This is a genomic window from Mycobacterium sp. OAE908 (assembly GCF_017872775.1).
Classification (GTDB): Bacteria; Actinomycetota; Actinomycetes; order Mycobacteriales; family Mycobacteriaceae; genus Mycobacterium.
Map to the genome: position 1 here is coordinate 840,999 of NZ_JAGGJL010000002.1, position 17,319 is coordinate 858,317.

The 17,319-nt window shown below is 68.8% G+C and carries 14 protein-coding genes; 13 read left to right on the forward strand and 1 reads right to left on the reverse strand.

From position 1 onward, the window contains the following. Positions 1–172 precede the first annotated feature (172 nt). The 12 genes from mraZ (at position 173) to J3E61_RS29275 (ending at position 15,191) form a co-directional block, all read left to right on the forward strand. Complete coding sequence (gene mraZ / locus J3E61_RS29220) at positions 173–604, forward strand: division/cell wall cluster transcriptional repressor MraZ (RefSeq protein WP_192723089.1); 432 nt, start codon at positions 173–175, stop codon at positions 602–604. Between the two features lie 133 nt (positions 605–737). Beyond that, complete coding sequence (gene rsmH, locus J3E61_RS29225; protein WP_210086237.1) at positions 738–1,718, forward strand: 16S rRNA (cytosine(1402)-N(4))-methyltransferase RsmH; 981 nt, start codon at positions 738–740, stop codon at positions 1,716–1,718. A gap of 2 nt (positions 1,719–1,720) precedes the next feature. Continuing rightward, positions 1,721–2,707: a hypothetical protein gene (locus tag J3E61_RS29230; protein WP_210086238.1), complete on the forward strand. Its 987-nt coding sequence runs from the start codon at positions 1,721–1,723 to the stop codon at positions 2,705–2,707. Continuing rightward, the gene (locus J3E61_RS29235) at positions 2,704–4,629 is read left to right on the forward strand and encodes a penicillin-binding protein 2 (protein WP_210086239.1); all 1,926 of its coding nucleotides are present in this window, start codon (positions 2,704–2,706) and stop codon (positions 4,627–4,629) included. Before J3E61_RS29230 ends, J3E61_RS29235 begins: the two co-directional genes overlap by 4 nt. Positions 4,630–4,671: 42 nt before the next feature. Beyond that, complete coding sequence (locus J3E61_RS29240; protein WP_210086240.1) at positions 4,672–6,192, forward strand: UDP-N-acetylmuramoyl-L-alanyl-D-glutamate--2,6-diaminopimelate ligase; 1,521 nt, start codon at positions 4,672–4,674, stop codon at positions 6,190–6,192. Then, positions 6,189–7,685 (forward strand): UDP-N-acetylmuramoyl-tripeptide--D-alanyl-D-alanine ligase, encoded by a 1,497-nt coding sequence (locus tag J3E61_RS29245; protein WP_210086241.1) that lies wholly within the window; start codon positions 6,189–6,191, stop codon positions 7,683–7,685. Before J3E61_RS29240 ends, J3E61_RS29245 begins: the two co-directional genes overlap by 4 nt. Further along, complete coding sequence (locus J3E61_RS29250) at positions 7,682–8,761, forward strand: phospho-N-acetylmuramoyl-pentapeptide-transferase (RefSeq protein WP_192723083.1); 1,080 nt, start codon at positions 7,682–7,684, stop codon at positions 8,759–8,761. Before J3E61_RS29245 ends, J3E61_RS29250 begins: the two co-directional genes overlap by 4 nt. 1 nt (position 8,762) lies before the next feature. Then, positions 8,763–10,163: a UDP-N-acetylmuramoyl-L-alanine--D-glutamate ligase gene (locus J3E61_RS29255; RefSeq protein ID WP_210086242.1), complete on the forward strand. Its 1,401-nt coding sequence runs from the start codon at positions 8,763–8,765 to the stop codon at positions 10,161–10,163. A gap of 6 nt (positions 10,164–10,169) precedes the next feature. Beyond that, positions 10,170–11,672 (forward strand): putative lipid II flippase FtsW, encoded by a 1,503-nt coding sequence (gene ftsW, locus J3E61_RS29260; protein ID WP_210086243.1) that lies wholly within the window; start codon positions 10,170–10,172, stop codon positions 11,670–11,672. Beyond that, entirely contained in the window at positions 11,669–12,829 is a 1,161-nt protein-coding gene (murG, locus tag J3E61_RS29265; protein WP_210086244.1) for an undecaprenyldiphospho-muramoylpentapeptide beta-N-acetylglucosaminyltransferase, read from the forward strand. The genes ftsW and murG overlap by 4 nt, the downstream gene beginning before the upstream one ends. Continuing rightward, positions 12,826–14,286 carry a UDP-N-acetylmuramate--L-alanine ligase gene (locus tag J3E61_RS29270; RefSeq protein WP_210086245.1) on the forward strand — a complete coding sequence of 487 codons (1,461 nt, stop codon included), beginning with the start codon at positions 12,826–12,828 and terminating at the stop codon, positions 14,284–14,286. Before murG ends, J3E61_RS29270 begins: the two co-directional genes overlap by 4 nt. Beyond that, positions 14,283–15,191 (forward strand): FtsQ-type POTRA domain-containing protein, encoded by a 909-nt coding sequence (locus J3E61_RS29275; protein ID WP_210086246.1) that lies wholly within the window; start codon positions 14,283–14,285, stop codon positions 15,189–15,191. The genes J3E61_RS29270 and J3E61_RS29275 overlap by 4 nt, the downstream gene beginning before the upstream one ends. Here J3E61_RS29275 and J3E61_RS29280 read toward each other — a convergent pair whose 3' ends face one another. Beyond that, complete coding sequence (locus J3E61_RS29280; RefSeq protein WP_210086247.1) at positions 15,192–15,821, reverse strand: hypothetical protein; 630 nt, start codon at positions 15,819–15,821, stop codon at positions 15,192–15,194. It abuts the gene before it with no gap. Between the two features lie 358 nt (positions 15,822–16,179). On the opposite strand from J3E61_RS29280, the gene ftsZ reads away from it, so the two are divergent. After that, a complete protein-coding gene (ftsZ, locus tag J3E61_RS29285; RefSeq protein ID WP_192723076.1) occupies positions 16,180–17,316 on the forward strand; it encodes a cell division protein FtsZ in 1,137 nt (378 codons plus the stop codon). Positions 17,317–17,319 lie beyond the last annotated feature (3 nt).

A 17,319-nucleotide genomic window follows, 5' to 3' on the forward strand; every position in this document is an offset into this window, starting at 1 on the left:
AACCCGGCCAGCCCGCGCGCAGGGACAGCATGCTGATCTGCTCCTCCGGCGGGGCTGAGTGGGGACAAGCGAGAATCAGAGACGCGGGACGGGAGCAAAGTGGGGGATTGTGGGGTAAAGTGGCGGACAACGGAGCGACCGGGGCTCCGGACGGTGGCAGGGAGGTGGCCAGATGTTTCTGGGCACCTACACGCCAAAGCTCGACGACAAGGGGCGGCTGACGCTGCCCGCCAAGTTCCGCGACGCGCTGGCAGGAGGGTTGATGGTCACCAAGAGCCAAGATCACAGCCTCGCCGTCTACCCGCGCGCAGAGTTCGAAAAGCTGGCTCGACGAGCGTCGCAGGCTTCCCGGAGCAATCCGGAAGCGCGGGCGTTCCTACGAAACCTGGCCGCCGCCACCGATGAGCAACACCCCGACGCACAAGGCCGGATCACCTTGTCGGCCGATCATCGTCGCTACGCGAACCTGTCCAAGGACTGCGTGGTGATCGGATCGGTTGACTACCTGGAGATCTGGGACTCGGCGGCATGGCAGACATACCAGGAGACCCACGAAGAAAACTTCTCCGCGGCCACCGATGAAGCTCTACACGACATCATCTAACCGGACCGTTGATGCGGCCCATGCCCGTGCAGCGTGGCCTCTGCCCGAACCGGCCCTGGCGTACTTCCCCAACGCCAGGTCCGTGCTCTCGGACAGGGACCTCGCTGCAGGGGCCTTCATCAAAGAGGTTGCGATGGGCGCGAATTCGGGCGAGCACGGACACGTACCGGTCTTACTCGACCGCTGTGTGGAGTTGCTGACCCCCGCACTCACCCGCCAGCACGCCGACGGCGAAGGTGCTGTCCTGGTCGACGCCACCCTCGGGGCGGGCGGACATGCCGAGCGGTTCCTCACCGAGCTGCCCGGCCTGCGACTCATCGGTCTCGACCGCGACCCGGACGCCCTCTGGATAGCAGGCGAGCGGCTGGCGCAGTTCGGCGACCGGGTCATGCTGGTGCGCACCCGGTATGACGGCATCGAGCAGGTCCTGGACGAAACCGGTTATTGGACAAGCAAAGTGGACGGTATCCTCTTCGATCTCGGCGTGTCGTCGATGCAACTGGACCGCGCCTCACGTGGCTTCTCCTATTCGGCCGACGCGCCGCTGGACATGCGGATGGATCCCGACGCGGAGCTGACCGCGGCCCAGATCATCAATACCTACGATGAGAAGACACTGGCCCGCGTGCTGCGCGAGTTCGGCGAGGAGCGGTTCGCAGGCCGGATCGCAGCGCACATCGTCCGCCGCCGCGCGCAGCGGCCGTTCACGAGCACCGGCGAGCTGGTCGAGTTGCTGTACCAGGCGATTCCGGCGCCGGCGCGCCGCACCGGCGGGCATCCAGCCAAGCGCACCTTCCAGGCGTTGCGCATCGCCGTCAATGGTGAATTGGACTCACTGCGGGCCGCAATCCCTGCGGCGCTTTCGGCACTGGCGCCTGGCGGGCGGATTGTCGTGATGGCATACCAATCGCTGGAAGACCGCATCGTCAAGAATCAGTTCGCCGCCGCCACCGCATCCCGCACACCGCCGGGGCTTCCCGTTGAATTGCCCGGCCACGGACCGGAATTCGTCGCGCTGACCCGCGGCGCGGAACGGGCGGGTGCCGAGGAGATCGAACTCAATCCGCGTAGCGCACCCGTGCGGCTACGGGCACTGGAAAAGGTGGGGGGTTGACCATGATGGCACGCAAGGCCGCACCGGTACGAGGTGGTGACGAAAAGCGCCGCACTCGCAAGACCAGCGCACGCCAGGCGGACGCGCCGCCGCGCAGGCGCAAGCCGGCGCGTGAACAGCGCCCGCAGCGGTCTGCGCCCGCGACCAATCCGATCCCACGGCCCACCGACGCGCCTGCCCGGCCGAAGAACGCCAGCCAGGCCAAGGCGCGGGCGAAAGCGCGGAAGGCCAAGGCGCCCAAGGTAGTCCGTCCCCCCTTGCGGGAACGCATTCTGGTCAAGCTGACCGCTATCGAACTCAACCCGCGCACGCTGGTCGCCAGGGTGCCGTTCGTCGTGCTGGTGATCGGGTCACTCGGCCTCGGCCTCGGTGTCACGCTGTGGCTGTCCACCGACGCGGCCGAGCGCTCGTACGAGCTGAGTCACGCCAGGGAGACGAATCAGGCGCTGCTGCAACAGAAGGAAGCGTTGGAGCGCCAGGTGCTCGAGGCGCAGGCCGCGCCGGCGCTGGCCGAAGCGGCTCGCAATCTCGGGATGATCCCGTCGCGGGACACCGCGCACCTCGTGCAGGACGCCTCGGGCAACTGGGTGGTTGTCGGCACGCCCAAACCCGCTCAGGGTGCCGCCCCGGCACCGTTGAACACGCCGCTGCCCGAGGAGGGCCCGCCCGCGCCGCCCGCCCCACCCGCGCCTCGGGTGGTGGATCCGCGTGAGCTCACCGTCCGCATGCCCCCGCGGGCGCCTGCTGCTCCGCTGCCGGGCACCGAGCGTTCGATGCCGTTGACAGCGGCCGCGCCGCCTGCCGCACCGCCGGGTGTCGAGGTGCCGCACGCCGTTACGGGCCAACCGCCCGCCCTGGGTCCCGCCGTAGCACCCGCCGCCCAGGCCGACGTCCCGCCGGCGTTGGCCGCTCCTGCGGTGCCGATTGACGGCGGTGCGCCGCCTGCGATCCCCGCCCTGACCGCGTCACTTCCCGGCGCACCCGCATGAGCCGCCCCGACAATCGTGGCCGTTCCCCTGGCAGGCCGAAGGCGCGCAAGTCGCAACCGAACCAGGAACGTTCGGCCAAGGCCCGGCGGACCAGGCAGCCGGCGACCGAAAATGGTTTGCGCAGTGCATCATTCGTGTTCCGGCACCGGACCGGCAACGCGGTCATCTTCCTGGTGCTGCTGGTCGCTGCCGCGCAGCTGTTCACGCTGCAGGTGCCGAAAGCGGCGGGGCTACGCGCCGAGGCGGCGAGTCAGCTCAAGGTCACCGACGTGGAGAAGGCCGTGCGCGGTGCGATCGTCGACCGCAACAACGACAAGCTGGCCTTCACCATCGAGGCCCGAGCCCTGACCTTCCAGCCGCTGAAGATCCGCAAGCAGCTGGAGGAAGCCAAGGCGAAAACGCCGCAAGCGCCGGACCCGCAGCGCCGGTTGCGCGACATCGCCGCGGAGATCGCGTTGCGGCTCAACAACAAACCCGACGTCCCGACCGTGCTGAAGAAGCTCACCAGCAACGACTCGTTCGCCTATCTGGCGCGCGCAGTCGACCCGGCCGTCGCCGACGCGATCATCACCAAGTTCCCCGAAGTCGGTTCCGAGCGTCAGGATTTGCGGCAGTACCCGGGCGGCTCGCTGGCGGCCAACATCGTCGGCGGTATCGACTGGGATGGCCACGGCCTGCTGGGACTCGAGGATTCGCTCGACGCCGAACTGGCGGGCACCGACGGTTCGGTCACCTACGACCGCGGCTCCGACGGCGTGGTGATCCCTGGCAGCTATCGCAACCGCCACGACGCGGTCGACGGCTCGACGGTGATGTTGACGCTGGACGACGACATCCAGTTCTACGTGCAGCAGCAGGTGCAGCAAGCCAAGGAGATCTCCGGTGCCAAGAACGTATCGGCCGTGGTGCTCGATGCGAAAACCGGTGAGGTGCTTGCGATGGCGAACGACAACACGTTCGACCCGAGCCAGGACATCGGCCGCCAGGAGGACCGCGACCTCGGCAACCTGTCGGTGTCCTCGCCGTACGAACCGGGCTCGGTGAACAAGATCGTCACCGCCGCCTCGGTCATCGAGTACGGGCTGTCCAATCCCGACGAGGTGCTGCAGGTGCCCGGCGACATCGAGATGGGCGGCGTCACAGTGCATGACGCGTGGGAGCACGGCGTCACGCCCTACACGACCACCGGCATCTTCGGTAAGTCGTCGAACGTCGGCACGCTGATGCTCGCGCAGCGGATCGGCCCGCAGCGCTACGCCGAGATGCTCGACAAGTTCGGGCTCGGCCAGCGCACCGGTGTCGGACTGCCCGGCGAGAGCGCGGGCCTGGTACCTCCCATCGACCAGTGGTCAGGCAGCACATTCGCGAACCTGCCCATCGGACAGGGCCTTTCGATGACCCTGCTCCAGATGACCGGCATGTATCAGGCGATCGCCAACGACGGTGTGCGCATCCCGCCGCGCATCATCAAGTCCACCATCGCCGCCGACGGCACCCGCAAGGACGAGCCTAGGCCCGACGGTGTGCGCGTGGTGTCGCCGCAGACGGCCCAGACGGTCCGGCAGATGCTGCGCGCGACACTGCAGCGCGATCCCACCGGCGTGCAGCAGGGCACCGGTTCCCAGGGTGCGGTCGAGGGCTATCAGATCTCCGGCAAGACGGGGACGGCGCAGCAGATCAACCCGGGCTGCGGCTGCTACTACGACAACGTCTACTGGATCACGTTCGCGGGCATGGTGCCTACCGACGATCCGCGCTACGTGATCGGTGTGATGGCAGACAACCCGCAACGCACGGCAGACGGCCAGCACGGCACCACGATGGCGCCGCTGTTCCACAACCTCGCCGCGTGGCTGTTGCAGCGGGAGAACGTGCCGCTGTCGCCCGATCCCGGGCCGCCGCTGACGCTTCAAGCCACCTGAGCCGGCAGGCGGCGCCTGCCCGGCCGGTACTGTGTTCACGCCATGAACCTGCGTCCCAACCATCCCGTCGGCCACGCGCTTCGCGGGCTGGCTGAGCAGGTGCAGGCGGTCCCGGCCGGTGCCGCCGCCGTGCCGGATGTGCAGGTGACCGGGGTGACGTTGCGCGGTCAGAACGCGCAGTCCGGCGACCTGTTCGCGGCGCTACCTGGGGCGTCGTCACACGGCGCGCGCTTCGCCGCCGACGCGGTGACCCGCGGCGCCGTCGCGGTGCTCACCGACCCCGCTGGCGTCGACGCGATGGGCGACGTCGCCGTGCCCGTGCTCGTCCATGCCGACCCGCGCTCGGTGTTGGGCGACCTCGCGGCCACCGTGTACGGACATCCGTCGGAACGGCTTCGCGTCATCGGCGTCACCGGAACGTCCGGCAAGACCACGACGACGTATCTGGCCGAGGCGGGTCTGCGGTCGGCGCAGCGGGTGGCGGGGCTGATCGGCACCGTCGGCGTCCGCATCGACGGCCGTGACCAGCCCAGCGCGCTGACCACTCCTGAGGCACCCGATCTGCAGGCCTTGCTCGCGGTGATGGTCGAGCAGGGCGTCGACACCGTGGTGATGGAGGTGTCCAGCCACGCGCTCACGCTGGGCCGCGTCGACGGTGTGCGGTTCGCGGTCGGTGGATTCACCAATCTGTCGCGCGACCACCTGGATTTCCATCCGACGATGCAGGACTACTTCGACGCCAAGGCGCGGCTGTTCAAACCCGAATCACCTTCGCGCGCAAGCCTTTCGGTGATCTGTATCGATGACGACGCAGGACAGGCGATGGCGCGCATCGCGGATGGTCCCGTGACGGTGAGCGCAACCGGGCGCAACGCCGACTGGCGGGTGGAAAGCGTCGAGACCGTCGATCTCGGTGCCCAGGAGTTTTTCGCGGTTGACCCGGCGGGCGTACACCACGGGCTGCGGATCGGGCTGCCAGGTGGCTACAACGTCGCCAACTGCCTGCTCGCCGTCGCGCTGCTGGATGCCGTCGGAGTGTCGCCGGAGCAGGCGGCGCCCGGACTTCGCAGCGCGACGGTCCCCGGCCGGCTGGAGCCGATCGACCGCGGCCAGGGTTTTCTCGCATTGGTCGACTACGCGCACAAGCCAGGCGCGCTGCGGGCGGTGCTGGAGACGTTGCGCGCGCAGAGCGACGGCAGGCTCGCGGTCGTGTTCGGCGCGGGCGGCAACCGAGACCCGGGTAAGCGCGAGCCGATGGGTCGCGTGGCCGCCGAACTGGCCGATCTGGTGGTCGTCACCGACGACAATCCCCGTGACGAGGAGCCCGCCGCCATCAGGGCCGCGATCATGGCGGGGGCGCAGGGCGGGCAGGCGCAGGTCGTCGAGATCGGCGACCGCCGCGAGGCGATCGACCACGCGGTGGCTTGGGCGAAACCGGGTGACGTGGTGCTGATCGCGGGCAAGGGCCACGAGGCGGGCCAGACCAGCCACGGCCAGACAAGGCCGTTCGACGACCGCGAGGAACTCGCCGGCTCCATTGCTGCGCAGAGGCGCTGCCCATGATCGATCTGACGATCGCCCAGATCGCCGACATCGTCGGCGGCCGGCTCGCCGACATCTCGCAGGAGGATGCGGCGGCGACGCGCGTCACCGGCACCGTCGAATTCGATTCGCGCGCAGTGACTCCCGGCGGTCTGTTCCTGGCGTTGCCGGGTGCGCGCTCCGACGGCCACGACTTTGCGGCAGCCGCGGTCGGTGCGGGCGCGGTCGCGGTGTTGGCGGCGCGGCCGGTGGGGGTGCCTGCGATCGTCGTGGAACCGGCGGCCGCCAAGGACGCGGGCGCCAGTGTGCTCGAATTCGATACCGACGGCTCTGGCGCTGCGGTGCTCGCCGCATTGGCGCGGTTGGCGGCCTCGGTCGCCGCGGAACTCGTCGAGGGCGGGCTGACCATCGTCGGGGTCACCGGCTCGTCGGGTAAGACCTCGACCAAGGATCTGCTCGCCGCTGTGCTCGCCCCGCTCGGGCAGGTCGTCGCACCGCCCGGCTCGTTCAACAACGAACTCGGCCACCCGTGGACGGTGCTGCGCGCCACGGAGTCCACCGACTACCTGGTGCTCGAGATGTCGGCGCGCCATCCCGGCAACATCGCCGCGCTGGCGGAAATCGCGCCCCCTTCGATTGCAGTCGTGCTCAATGTCGGCACGGCCCACCTCGGCGAATTCGGCTCACGCGAGGCCATTGCAGCCACCAAAGCCGAACTGCCGCAAGCTGTTCCGGCATCCGGCGTGGTGATCCTCAACGCCGACGACACCGCGGTGGCCGCGATGGCCGAGAAGACCTCGGCACGCGTGGTGCGGGTGAGCCGCAACGCCGGAGCCGACGTGTGGGCGCAGAACGTCACCCTGGACGCGCTGGCCAGGCCGCGGTTCACGCTGCACACCGTGGACGCAGAGATAGCTGTGGCCCTGGCGGTACACGGCGACCACCAGGTGTCCAACGCGCTGTGTGCGGCCGCCGTCGCGCTGGAGTGCGGGGCCGGCCTCGAGCAGGTGGCCGCGGCGCTCGCAGCCGCGGGACCGGTGTCCAAACACCGCATGGCGGTCGCGACCCGCGACGACGGCGTCACCGTCATCAACGACGCCTACAACGCCAACCCGGACTCGATGGCTGCCGGGCTGAAGGCGCTGGCCGCCATCGCCAACGAAGGCGGAGAAAAACGGCGCAGCTGGGCCGTGCTCGGCGAGATGGCCGAACTCGGAGACGACGCGATATCCGAGCATGACCGCATCGGCCGGTTGGCGGTGCGATTAGATGTGTCTCGACTCGTCGTCGTCGGAACCGGGAGGTCTATGAGCGCCATGCACCACGGGGCGGTGATGGAGGGATCGTGGGGAGCTGAATCCACCATGGTCGCTGATGCCGACGCCGCGCTGGCATTGCTTCGGGCCGAACTGCAGGCCGGAGACGTGGTGCTGGTGAAAGCCTCGAACGCGGCGGGGCTCGGTGCCCTCGCCGAATCACTGGTCGCCGGGGACTCCCAAGGATCCTGCCGATGAGGCAGATCCTCATCGCGGTCGGCATCGCGCTGACGGTCTCGATCCTCCTGACGCCGGTGCTGATCCGGCTGTTCACCAGGCAGGGCTTCGGCCACGAGATCCGCGAGGACGGCCCGCCCAGCCACCACAAGAAGCGCGGTACGCCCTCGATGGGCGGCGTCGCGATCGTCGCGGGCATCTGGGCCGGCTACCTGGGCACGCAGTTGATCGGCATCGTGATGGACGGCAGGGGGCCGTCGGCGTCGGGCTGGCTGGTGCTTGGCCTGGCCACCGCGCTGGGCACCGTCGGTTTCGTCGACGACCTGATCAAGATCCGTCGTGCGCGCAACCTCGGCCTGAACAAGACCGCCAAGACCGTCGGCATCCTGGCCGCCGCCGTGTTGTTCGGATTCCTGGCGCTGCAGTTCCGCAACGCGGACGGGCTGACGCCGGGCAGCGCCGAACTGTCGTATGTGCGCGAGATCGCCACGGTCACCCTCGCTCCGGCCATCTTCGTGCTGTTCTGCATCGTGATCGTCAGCGCGTGGTCGAACGCGGTGAACTTCACCGACGGCCTCGACGGGCTGGCCGCCGGTGCGATGGCGATGGTGTGCGCCGCCTACGTGCTGATCACGTTCTGGCAGTTCCGCAACGCGTGCGCGACCAGCCCGGGCCTCGGCTGCTACAACGTCCGCGATCCGCTGGACCTGGCGATCATCGCGGCCGCGACCGCGGGCGCCTGCATCGGCTTTCTGTGGTGGAACGCCGCCCCCGCCAAGATCTTCATGGGCGACACCGGCTCGCTGGCGCTGGGCGGCGTCATCGCCGGGCTTTCGGTGGCCAGCCGCACCGAGATGCTGGCCGTCGTGCTCGGTGCGCTGTTCGTCGCCGAGGTGACCTCGGTCGTGGTGCAGATCATGGCGTTTCGCACGACCGGGCGTCGGGTGTTCCGGATGGCGCCGTTTCATCACCACTTCGAACTGGTCGGCTGGGCGGAGACCACGGTCATCATCCGGTTCTGGCTGCTCACGGCGATCGCCTGCGGTCTTGGTGTTGCGCTCTTCTACAGCGAGTGGCTGACCACCGTCGGAGCCTGACATGGACCTGTCGGGAGCCAACGTTCTGGTCGCCGGTGCCCGCGTCACGGGCCGCGCGATCCTCGCCGCGCTGACACCCCTCGGTGTCCGCGCGACGCTGACCGACGACAGCCCGTCGATGCTGACGGAGTTCGCCCGCAACGGCGTCGAGGTCGTCGACGCCGCCAACGCCGCCGAGCGGATCGCCGACTACGACCTCGTCGTCACCAGTCCGGGCCTGCCGCCCACCGCGCCGGTGCTGGCCGCTGCCGCCGCAGCAGGCGTGCCGATCTGGGGCGACGTCGAATTGGCTTGGCGGCTGGACGTTTCCGGCCACTACGGGCCGCCGCGGCGCTGGCTCGTGGTGACCGGCACCAACGGTAAGACCACCACGACGTCGATGCTGCACGCGATGCTCGTGGCGGGCGGTCGCCGAGCGCTGCTGTGCGGCAACATCGGGGACCCGGTGCTCGATGTGCTCGATCAACCCGCCGAGCTGATGGCCGTCGAGCTGTCGAGCTTCCAGCTGCACTGGGCGCCGTCGCTGCGGCCGGAAGCCGGTGTGGTGCTCAACGTGGCCGAGGACCATCTCGACTGGCACGGGTCGATGGACGCGTATGCGCGCGACAAGGCGCGGGTGCTGGACGGCCGCGTCGCCGTCGTCGGGCTCGACGATCCGGTCGCGGCCGCTCTGCTGCCGGGGGCCGCGGCGGCGCTGCGCGTCGGCTTCCGGCTCGGTGAGCCCGGGCCGGGCGAGCTCGGGGTGCGCGACGGCGTGCTCGTCGACAACGCGTTCGGCTCGAACGTGCCGCTTGCCGAAGCCGCGGCTATCCCGGTGGCCGGGCCGGTCGGCGTCCTCGACGCGCTTGCTGCCGCGGCGCTGGCTCGCGCCGTCGACGTGCCGCCGCAGGCCATCGCCGATGCCCTGGCCGGCTTTCGGGTCGGCAGGCACCGCGCCGAGGTGGTCGGCGAGGTGGACGGTGTCACGTACGTCGACGACTCCAAGGCCACCAATCCCCATGCCGCGCAGGCGTCGATCGCCGCGTATCCGCGGGTGGTCTGGATCGCCGGCGGGCTGCTCAAGGGCGCTTCGGTAGACGAACTGGTTGCCGGCGCGGCGAATCGCCTGGTCGGTGCGGTGCTGATCGGCCGGGACCGGAACCTGATCCGGGACGCGTTATTGCGACACGCCCCGGATGTCCCCGTCGTCGAGCCTGTGACGGGGGAGGATTCTGGGGTGCATGGGACAAATGTGACTCGGCTGATGGCCGCGGTCGTCGACGCGGCCCGCGGGTTGGCGAGCGCAGGCGACACCGTGTTACTGGCTCCGGCCGGTGCGTCCTTCGACCAGTTCAGCGGCTACGGGCAGCGCGGCGACGCGTTCGCTGCCGCCGTGGCCCAGCTGTCTCAGCCGTCCCGGTAGCCTGCCGTGAGCAACATCCTGACCCGGTTGCGGCACCGGCGGACCAAGCCCAACAGCGAACCGCCCGCCGCAGCGACCGCCGAGGCTCGGGGCCCGCGTACCAGGTTCGGTGCCTGGCTGGGCCGTCCGATGACGTCGTTTCACCTCATCATCGCCGTCACCGCGCTGCTGATCACCCTGGGCCTGACCATGGTGTTGTCGGCGTCGGGCGTGCACTCCTACGACGAGGACGGGTCGCCGTGGGCGATCTTCGGCAGACAGGTGCTGTGGACCTGCATCGGGCTGTTCGCGTTCTACGTCGCGATGCGGATGCCCGTGCAGTTGATGCGCAGCATGGCTTTCAGCGCGTTCGCGCTCACGATCGTGATGTTGGTGCTGGTACTGATCCCCGGAATCGGCCACGAGGCCAACGGTTCCCGCGGTTGGTTCGTGATCGCCGGTTTCTCCATGCAGCCCTCCGAACTGGCCAAGATCGCGTTCGCGATCTGGGGCGCGCACCTGCTCGCGGCCCGGCGTCTGGAACAGGCGTCGTTGCGCGAAATGCTGATCCCACTCGTGCCCGCCGCCGTCATCGCGCTCGCGTTGATCGTCGCCCAGCCCGACCTCGGGCAGACGGTGTCGCTGGGCATCATCCTGCTCGGCCTGCTGTGGTACGCGGGTCTGCCGCTGCGGGTGTTTTTGTCCTCGCTGATCGCGGTCATGGTCTCGGCCGCCGTGCTCGCGGTCTCCGAGGGCTACCGGTCCGACCGCGTGCAGTCCTGGCTGAACCCCGGCGCGGACACCCAGGGCTCGGGCTATCAGGCCCGCCAGGCGAAGTTTGCGCTGGCTAACGGCGGTATCTTCGGCGACGGGCTGGGACAGGGCACCGCCAAGTGGAACTATCTGCCCAACGCCCACAATGACTTCATCTTCGCGATCATCGGCGAGGAGCTCGGATTCGTCGGCGCCGTCGGGCTGCTGTGCCTGTTCGGGCTGTTCGCCTACACGGGCATGCGGATCGCGCGCCGCTCGGCCGATCCGTTCCTGCGGCTGCTGACCGCTACCACGACGCTGTGGGTGATGGGTCAGGTGTTCATCAACGTCGGTTACGTCGTCGGCCTGCTGCCGGTGACGGGTCTGCAGCTGCCCCTCATCTCTGCGGGTGGAACATCAACGGCGACAACACTTTTGATCGTCGGCATCATGGCAAACGCGGCTCGCCACGAACCCGAGGCGGTGGCCGCGCTGCGGGCGGGGCGCGATGACAAAGTCAACCGGCTGCTGCGGCTGCCGCTGCCGGAGCCGTATGTGCCCAGCCGCACCGAGGCGCTGCGTGACCGGTTGCGAACGCGGCCGGGCGCTGAGCCGGCCGCCTCCCGCAGGCAGGAACCGCGGCGCAAGCCCAAGGCGGTCGCCGACAAGAAGCGCAAACCCCCTCCGGCCGACCGGCAGGTGCGACGCTCAGGGCATCATGGAGGCGCCCAGCGACAGCGCCGGGCTCGGACATTGGAAGGTCAGCGTTACGGGTGAATGGCTCGGAACCCCGAGGGGGCGAGCGTTGCGACCGGGGGTTATCCGTGGTCCTGGCCGGTGGCGGCACCGCGGGTCATGTCGAACCCGCGATGGCCGTGGCCGACGCACTGACCGCTCTTGACCCGGATGTGCGGATCACCGCGCTTGGCACCCAGCGGGGGCTGGAAACGCGGCTGGTGCCCGAACGCGGCTACCACCTCGAGCTGATCACGCCCGTACCGCTGCCCCGCAAGCCGTCGGGTGACCTGGTCCGGCTGCCGATGCGGGTGCGACGCGCGGTCAGGCAGACCCGCGCGGTGCTCGACAACGTGGACGCCGATGTGGTGATCGGGTTCGGCGGGTACGTCGCATTGCCGGCATACCTGGCTGCCCGGGGCGGAGCCCTCCGTAGGCGACGTGTTCCCGTCGTCGTGCACGAGGCCAACGCGACGGCGGGCTGGGCGAACCGCGTCGGGGCGCGGTCGGCGCAACGCGTGCTGTCGGCCGTGCCCGACCCCGGGCTGCGCCGCGTCGAGGTCGTCGGGGTGCCGGTGCGGGCCGCGATCACTGCGCTGGACCGGATGGCGTTGCGTGCAGAGGCGCGAGCGCACTTCGGCTTCGCCGACGACGCGAAGGTGCTGCTGGTGTTCGGTGGTTCGCAGGGCGCGCAACGGATCAACCAGGCGGTCGCCGGCGCGGCCAAAGACCTTGCGGTAGCGGGTATTTCGGTGCTTCACGCCCACGGTCCGAAGAACACTCTTGACTTACCGGAGCCGGCGGAGGGTGGGGTTCCCTACGTTGCGGTGCCGTATCTGGACCGGATGGACCTGGCATACGCCGCCGCCGACCTGGCTGTCTGCCGGTCGGGTGCGATGACGGTGGCCGAGGTGACGGACGTCGGCCTTCCCGCGGTTTACGTTCCGCTTCCGATCGGCAACGGCGAGCAACGACTCAATGCGCTGCCTGTCGTCAACGCAGGCGGAGGTGTCATCGTCGACGATGCCGACCTGACCCCGTCGTTCGTCGCCGACACGGTCCCGGCGCTGCTCAACGAGCCGGGCAGGCTGCAGTCGATGACGGCTGCCGCCGCGCTCGCAGGCCACCGGGACGCCGCACAGCGTGTTGCGGAGATAGCCTTGGAAGTCGCACGTGGCGGCCGAAAGCGGTTGCGGTGAACGCCAATTCGCTCCCTGACGAACTGCAGCGGGTGCACATGGTCGGTATCGGGGGAGCGGGCATGTCGGGCATCGCCCGGATCCTGCTCGACCGCGGCGGCCAGGTCTCGGGTTCTGATGCGAAGGAATCACGCGGTGTGGTGGCGCTACGGGCCCGCGGCGCGGCCATCCGCATCGGGCACGACGAGTCGTCGCTGGATATGTTGCCCGGCGGCCCGACCGCGGTGGTCACCACGCACGCCGCGATTCCGAAGACCAACCCCGAACTCGTCGAGGCGCGTCGCCGCGGCATCCCGGTGATCCTGCGCCCTGTGGTGCTGGCCAAGTTGATGGCCGGACACAAAACGCTGATGGTCACCGGAACAGCAGGTAAGACGACGACGACCTCGATGCTCATTGTGGCGTTGCAGCACAGTGGTTTTGACCCGTCCTTCGCGGTCGGCGGAGACCTCGGCGAGGCAGGCACCAATGCGCACCACGGTAGTGGCGGTTACTTCGTCGCCGAGGCCGACGAGAGCGACGGATCGCTGGTGCAGTACGAGCCCGATATCGCCGTGGTGACCAACATCGAGGCCGACCATCTCGATTTCTTCGGCACTGAGCAGGCCTATGTCGACGTGTTCGACGCATTCATGGAGCGCATCAAACCCGGCGGTGCGCTGGTGGTCTGCGTCGACGACCCCGGCGCCGCGGCGCTCGCCGAACGCACTGCGGCCCTGGGGATCCGGGTGTTGCGCTACGGCAGTGGTGATCAGCCCGGCCTGGCGGGCGCATTACTGGACTGGCAGCAGCAGGGCACGAGCGCGGTGGCTACGGTGCAGTTGGCGGAAGAGAGCAGCCCGCGCACCATGCGGTTGGCGGTGCCCGGTCGACACATGGCACTCAACGCGCTGGCCGCGCTGCTGGCGGCGATGGAGGCCGGCGCAGCACCGGATGTCGTGCTCGATGGGCTGGCGGACTTCGAAGGTGTGCGCCGCAGGTTCGAATTGGTCGGTACGGCGGACGGGGTCAGGGTTTTCGACGATTACGCCCATCACCCCACGAAGGTCGCCGCCGCGCTGACGGTCGTGTGCGCGTTGGCCAGAGAATCGCAGGGTCGGTCCATCGTCGTGTTCCAACCCCACTTATATTCGCGGACAGCGACTTTCGCGTCAGAATTCGGTCAGGCGCTCAGTAAAGCCGACGAAGTCTTCGTGCTCGACGTCTACGCCGCGCGCGAGCAGCCGATGGCGGGTGTGAGCGGGGCGATGGTCGCCGACCACGTCACGGTTCCGGTCACCTATGTGCCCGACTTCTCGGCGGTGGCCGATCGCGTGGCCGAGGCCGCCGGTCCCGGCGACGTCGTGGTGACCATGGGTGCGGGCGACGTGACGATGCTCGGCCCGGAAATCCTTGCCGCACTTCGGCTCAAGGCCAATCGCAGCGCGCCCGGCGGGCCCGGTAAGGCGTTCCCATGACCGAGCCGACCGAGCCGACAGCGCCGACCGACGGAGAAGACGCGGCCGAAGCCCCGCAAGAGGCTGCACCTGCGGCGGCGGCAGCCGATTTCGAGGGTCCGCGACGGCGTGCGCGCCGCGAACGCGAAGAACGCCGCGCCGCTCAGGCCAGGGCCATGGCGATCGAGACAGCCCGCCGCGAGGCCAAACGCAAAGTCATGGGCACACCCCAGGAAGACACGAAAAGGCTTGGCCGACGGACGGTTCGGGGTCTGAAGGTGCTGATGTGGTCGGCCCTGGTCAGCGTCGTGCTCGTCGGTCTTGGTCTGCTGCTGTACTTCACGCCGATCATGGCCGCACGCAACATCGTCGTGGTCGGGCTCGGCGCGGTGACCCAGGACGAGGTGACGGCCGCTGCCGCTGTTGCGCCGGGAACGCCGCTGCTGCAGGTCGATACCGACGCCGTCGCCGAGCGGGTGGCGGCGATCCGACGGGTGGCCAGTGCCAGGGTGCAGCGTCAGTACCCCTCGACACTGCGCGTCACCGTGATCGAACGGCTGCCCGTGGTGGTCAAGGACTATCCGGACGGCCCGCACCTGTTCGACAAGGACGGCGTCGATTTCGCGACCGCTCCGCCGCCTGCAGGGGTGCCATATCTGGACGCCGAAAACCCAGGGCCCAAAGACCCGCCGACAAGGGCTGCGCTGCAGGTGATGACCGCGCTGCGCCCCGAGGTCGCAGGACAGGTCGGCCGAATCGCCGCGCCCTCCGTGGCCGCCATCACGTTGACCCTCGACGACGGCCGCACGGTGGTCTGGGGAACCACCGACCGCACCGAGGAAAAGGCGCTCAAACTGGCCGCGCTGCTCACCCAGCCGGGGCAGACCTATGACGTCTCGAGCCCGGACCTGCCGACGGTCAAATAGCTACTGCTGGGCCGGCGGGGTGCAGTCCAACCACTTGCCGTCCATCCGGACCAGCGCTGCCGGGGTGGTCTTCGTGTCGGGGGGTTGCGTGCCAAGTCGTTGCGTCAGCAGCACATCCGCGGTCGCCTTGTCGCCATTGATGACGATGTTGTCCACTTTGACGAGGTTGATCGACGTGCTCTGCTTCACGACGTCGAGCATCGCGGTCTTGTAAGCAGGCTCGTCCTGGTTGATCACCGCGTTCGAAACCGCCAGCAGCGAATCGTTGGACGCACCAGCGAATTGCGCGCCGAGTTTCTCGGCAAACGCCTGCGGCCCCAATGACGCCGCGGCCGACGCCGGGAACATCGACATCGGTGGGATCGCGGCGTCGGTCGACATGGCCTGCTCGCGGAACTGTGGACAGGTCAGCTCGCCGACCTTGGCGAAGTTCCAGTCGGAGAACGCCGCGCCCTCCTGGGTGAGGACGTCGCGGATCTGGTCCTCGTCGGAGGCCATTGGCGTCGGCGCCACCGAGGATGTCGGCGCTGCGCTCGACGTCGACGCTGCGCTTTGCGCGCTCTTGTCGCCACAGCCCGCGGCGACCAGTGCCATTGCGACCATTGCCACGCCGGCGATGCGGATGTTCATGGACCCCCCTTGACATTCAGCTATCTCGGTACATCACAGCGATGTGCGTCATTGGTTGTCAAGGCAAACTGCGATATTGCCGCAATGCGGGTCACCACCAATGCGGCTGCCCACTGGCCCGACTGGCCTGCGGGCGGGAAGGTGGCTCGAAGTTGCGCGGAAATTCTCGGCGCGCCGTTCGGCGCGCCTGCATCAATACCCTGCGACCTCGCCCTACCGTTCTGGTTGCGCGAAACAACTTGACATAACTATAACCCTCTGGTTGAGGTTGAGAGTTTGCCAAGCGGCTTCGCGCACAGAATCGCAACCAGGGAGGAAAGGCGACGCTGATGAGCGCTTGCGCGAAGAAGGTGCAGCGATGACCCCCCCGCACAACTACCTAGCCGTGATCAAGGTGGTCGGCATCGGCGGTGGCGGCGTCAACGCCGTCAACCGGATGATCGAGCAGGGCCTCAAGGGCGTCGAGTTCATCGCCATCAACACCGACGCGCAAGCGCTGTTGATGAGCGACGCCGACGTCAAGCTCGACGTCGGTCGCGATTCCACCCGTGGTCTCGGCGCGGGCGCCGACCCCGAGGTCGGGCGCAAGGCCGCGGAGGACGCCAAGGACGACATCGAGGAACTGCTGCGTGGCGCCGACATGGTGTTCGTCACCGCGGGCGAGGGCGGCGGGACCGGCACCGGTGGTGCACCGGTCGTGGCGACCATCGCTCGCAAGCTCGGTGCGCTGACGGTCGGCGTCGTGACCCGGCCGTTCTCGTTCGAGGGCAAGCGCAGAAGCAACCAGGCCGAGAACGGCATCACGTCGCTGCGCGAGAGCTGCGACACGCTCATCGTCATTCCGAACGACCGGCTGCTGCAGATGGGCGACGCCGCCGTCTCGCTGATGGACGCGTTCCGCAGCGCCGACGAGGTGCTGCTCAACGGTGTGCAGGGCATTACCGACCTGATCACCACGCCCGGCCTGATCAACGTCGACTTCGCCGACGTCAAGGGCATCATGAGCGGCGCGGGCACGGCGTTGATGGGCATCGGCTCGGCGCGAGGCGATGGCCGTGCGCTCAAGGCCGCCGAGATCGCGATCAACTCGCCGCTGCTCGAGGCGTCGATGGAGGGCGCCCAGGGCGTACTGATGTCGATCGCCGGTGGCAGCGACCTCGGTCTGTTCGAGATCAACGAGGCCGCCTCGCTGGTGCAGGAGGCCGCGCACGCCGAGGCCAACATCATCTTCGGCACGGTTATCGACGACTCGCTTGGCGACGAGGTCCGGGTGACGGTCATCGCGGCCGGGTTCGAAGCCAGCAGCCCCGGCCGCAGACCCGTGGTGGGCGCCGACGCCGCGGCGGTCGCGCCGGCCAAGGCCGGAAAGGTGCGCACGCCGCTGTTCGAACCCGCCGACGCGGCCAGCGTTCCGGTGCACACCAACGGCTCGACGGTCAGCATCGGTGGCGACGACGATGACGACGTCGACGTGCCGCCCTTCATGCGTCACTGATCC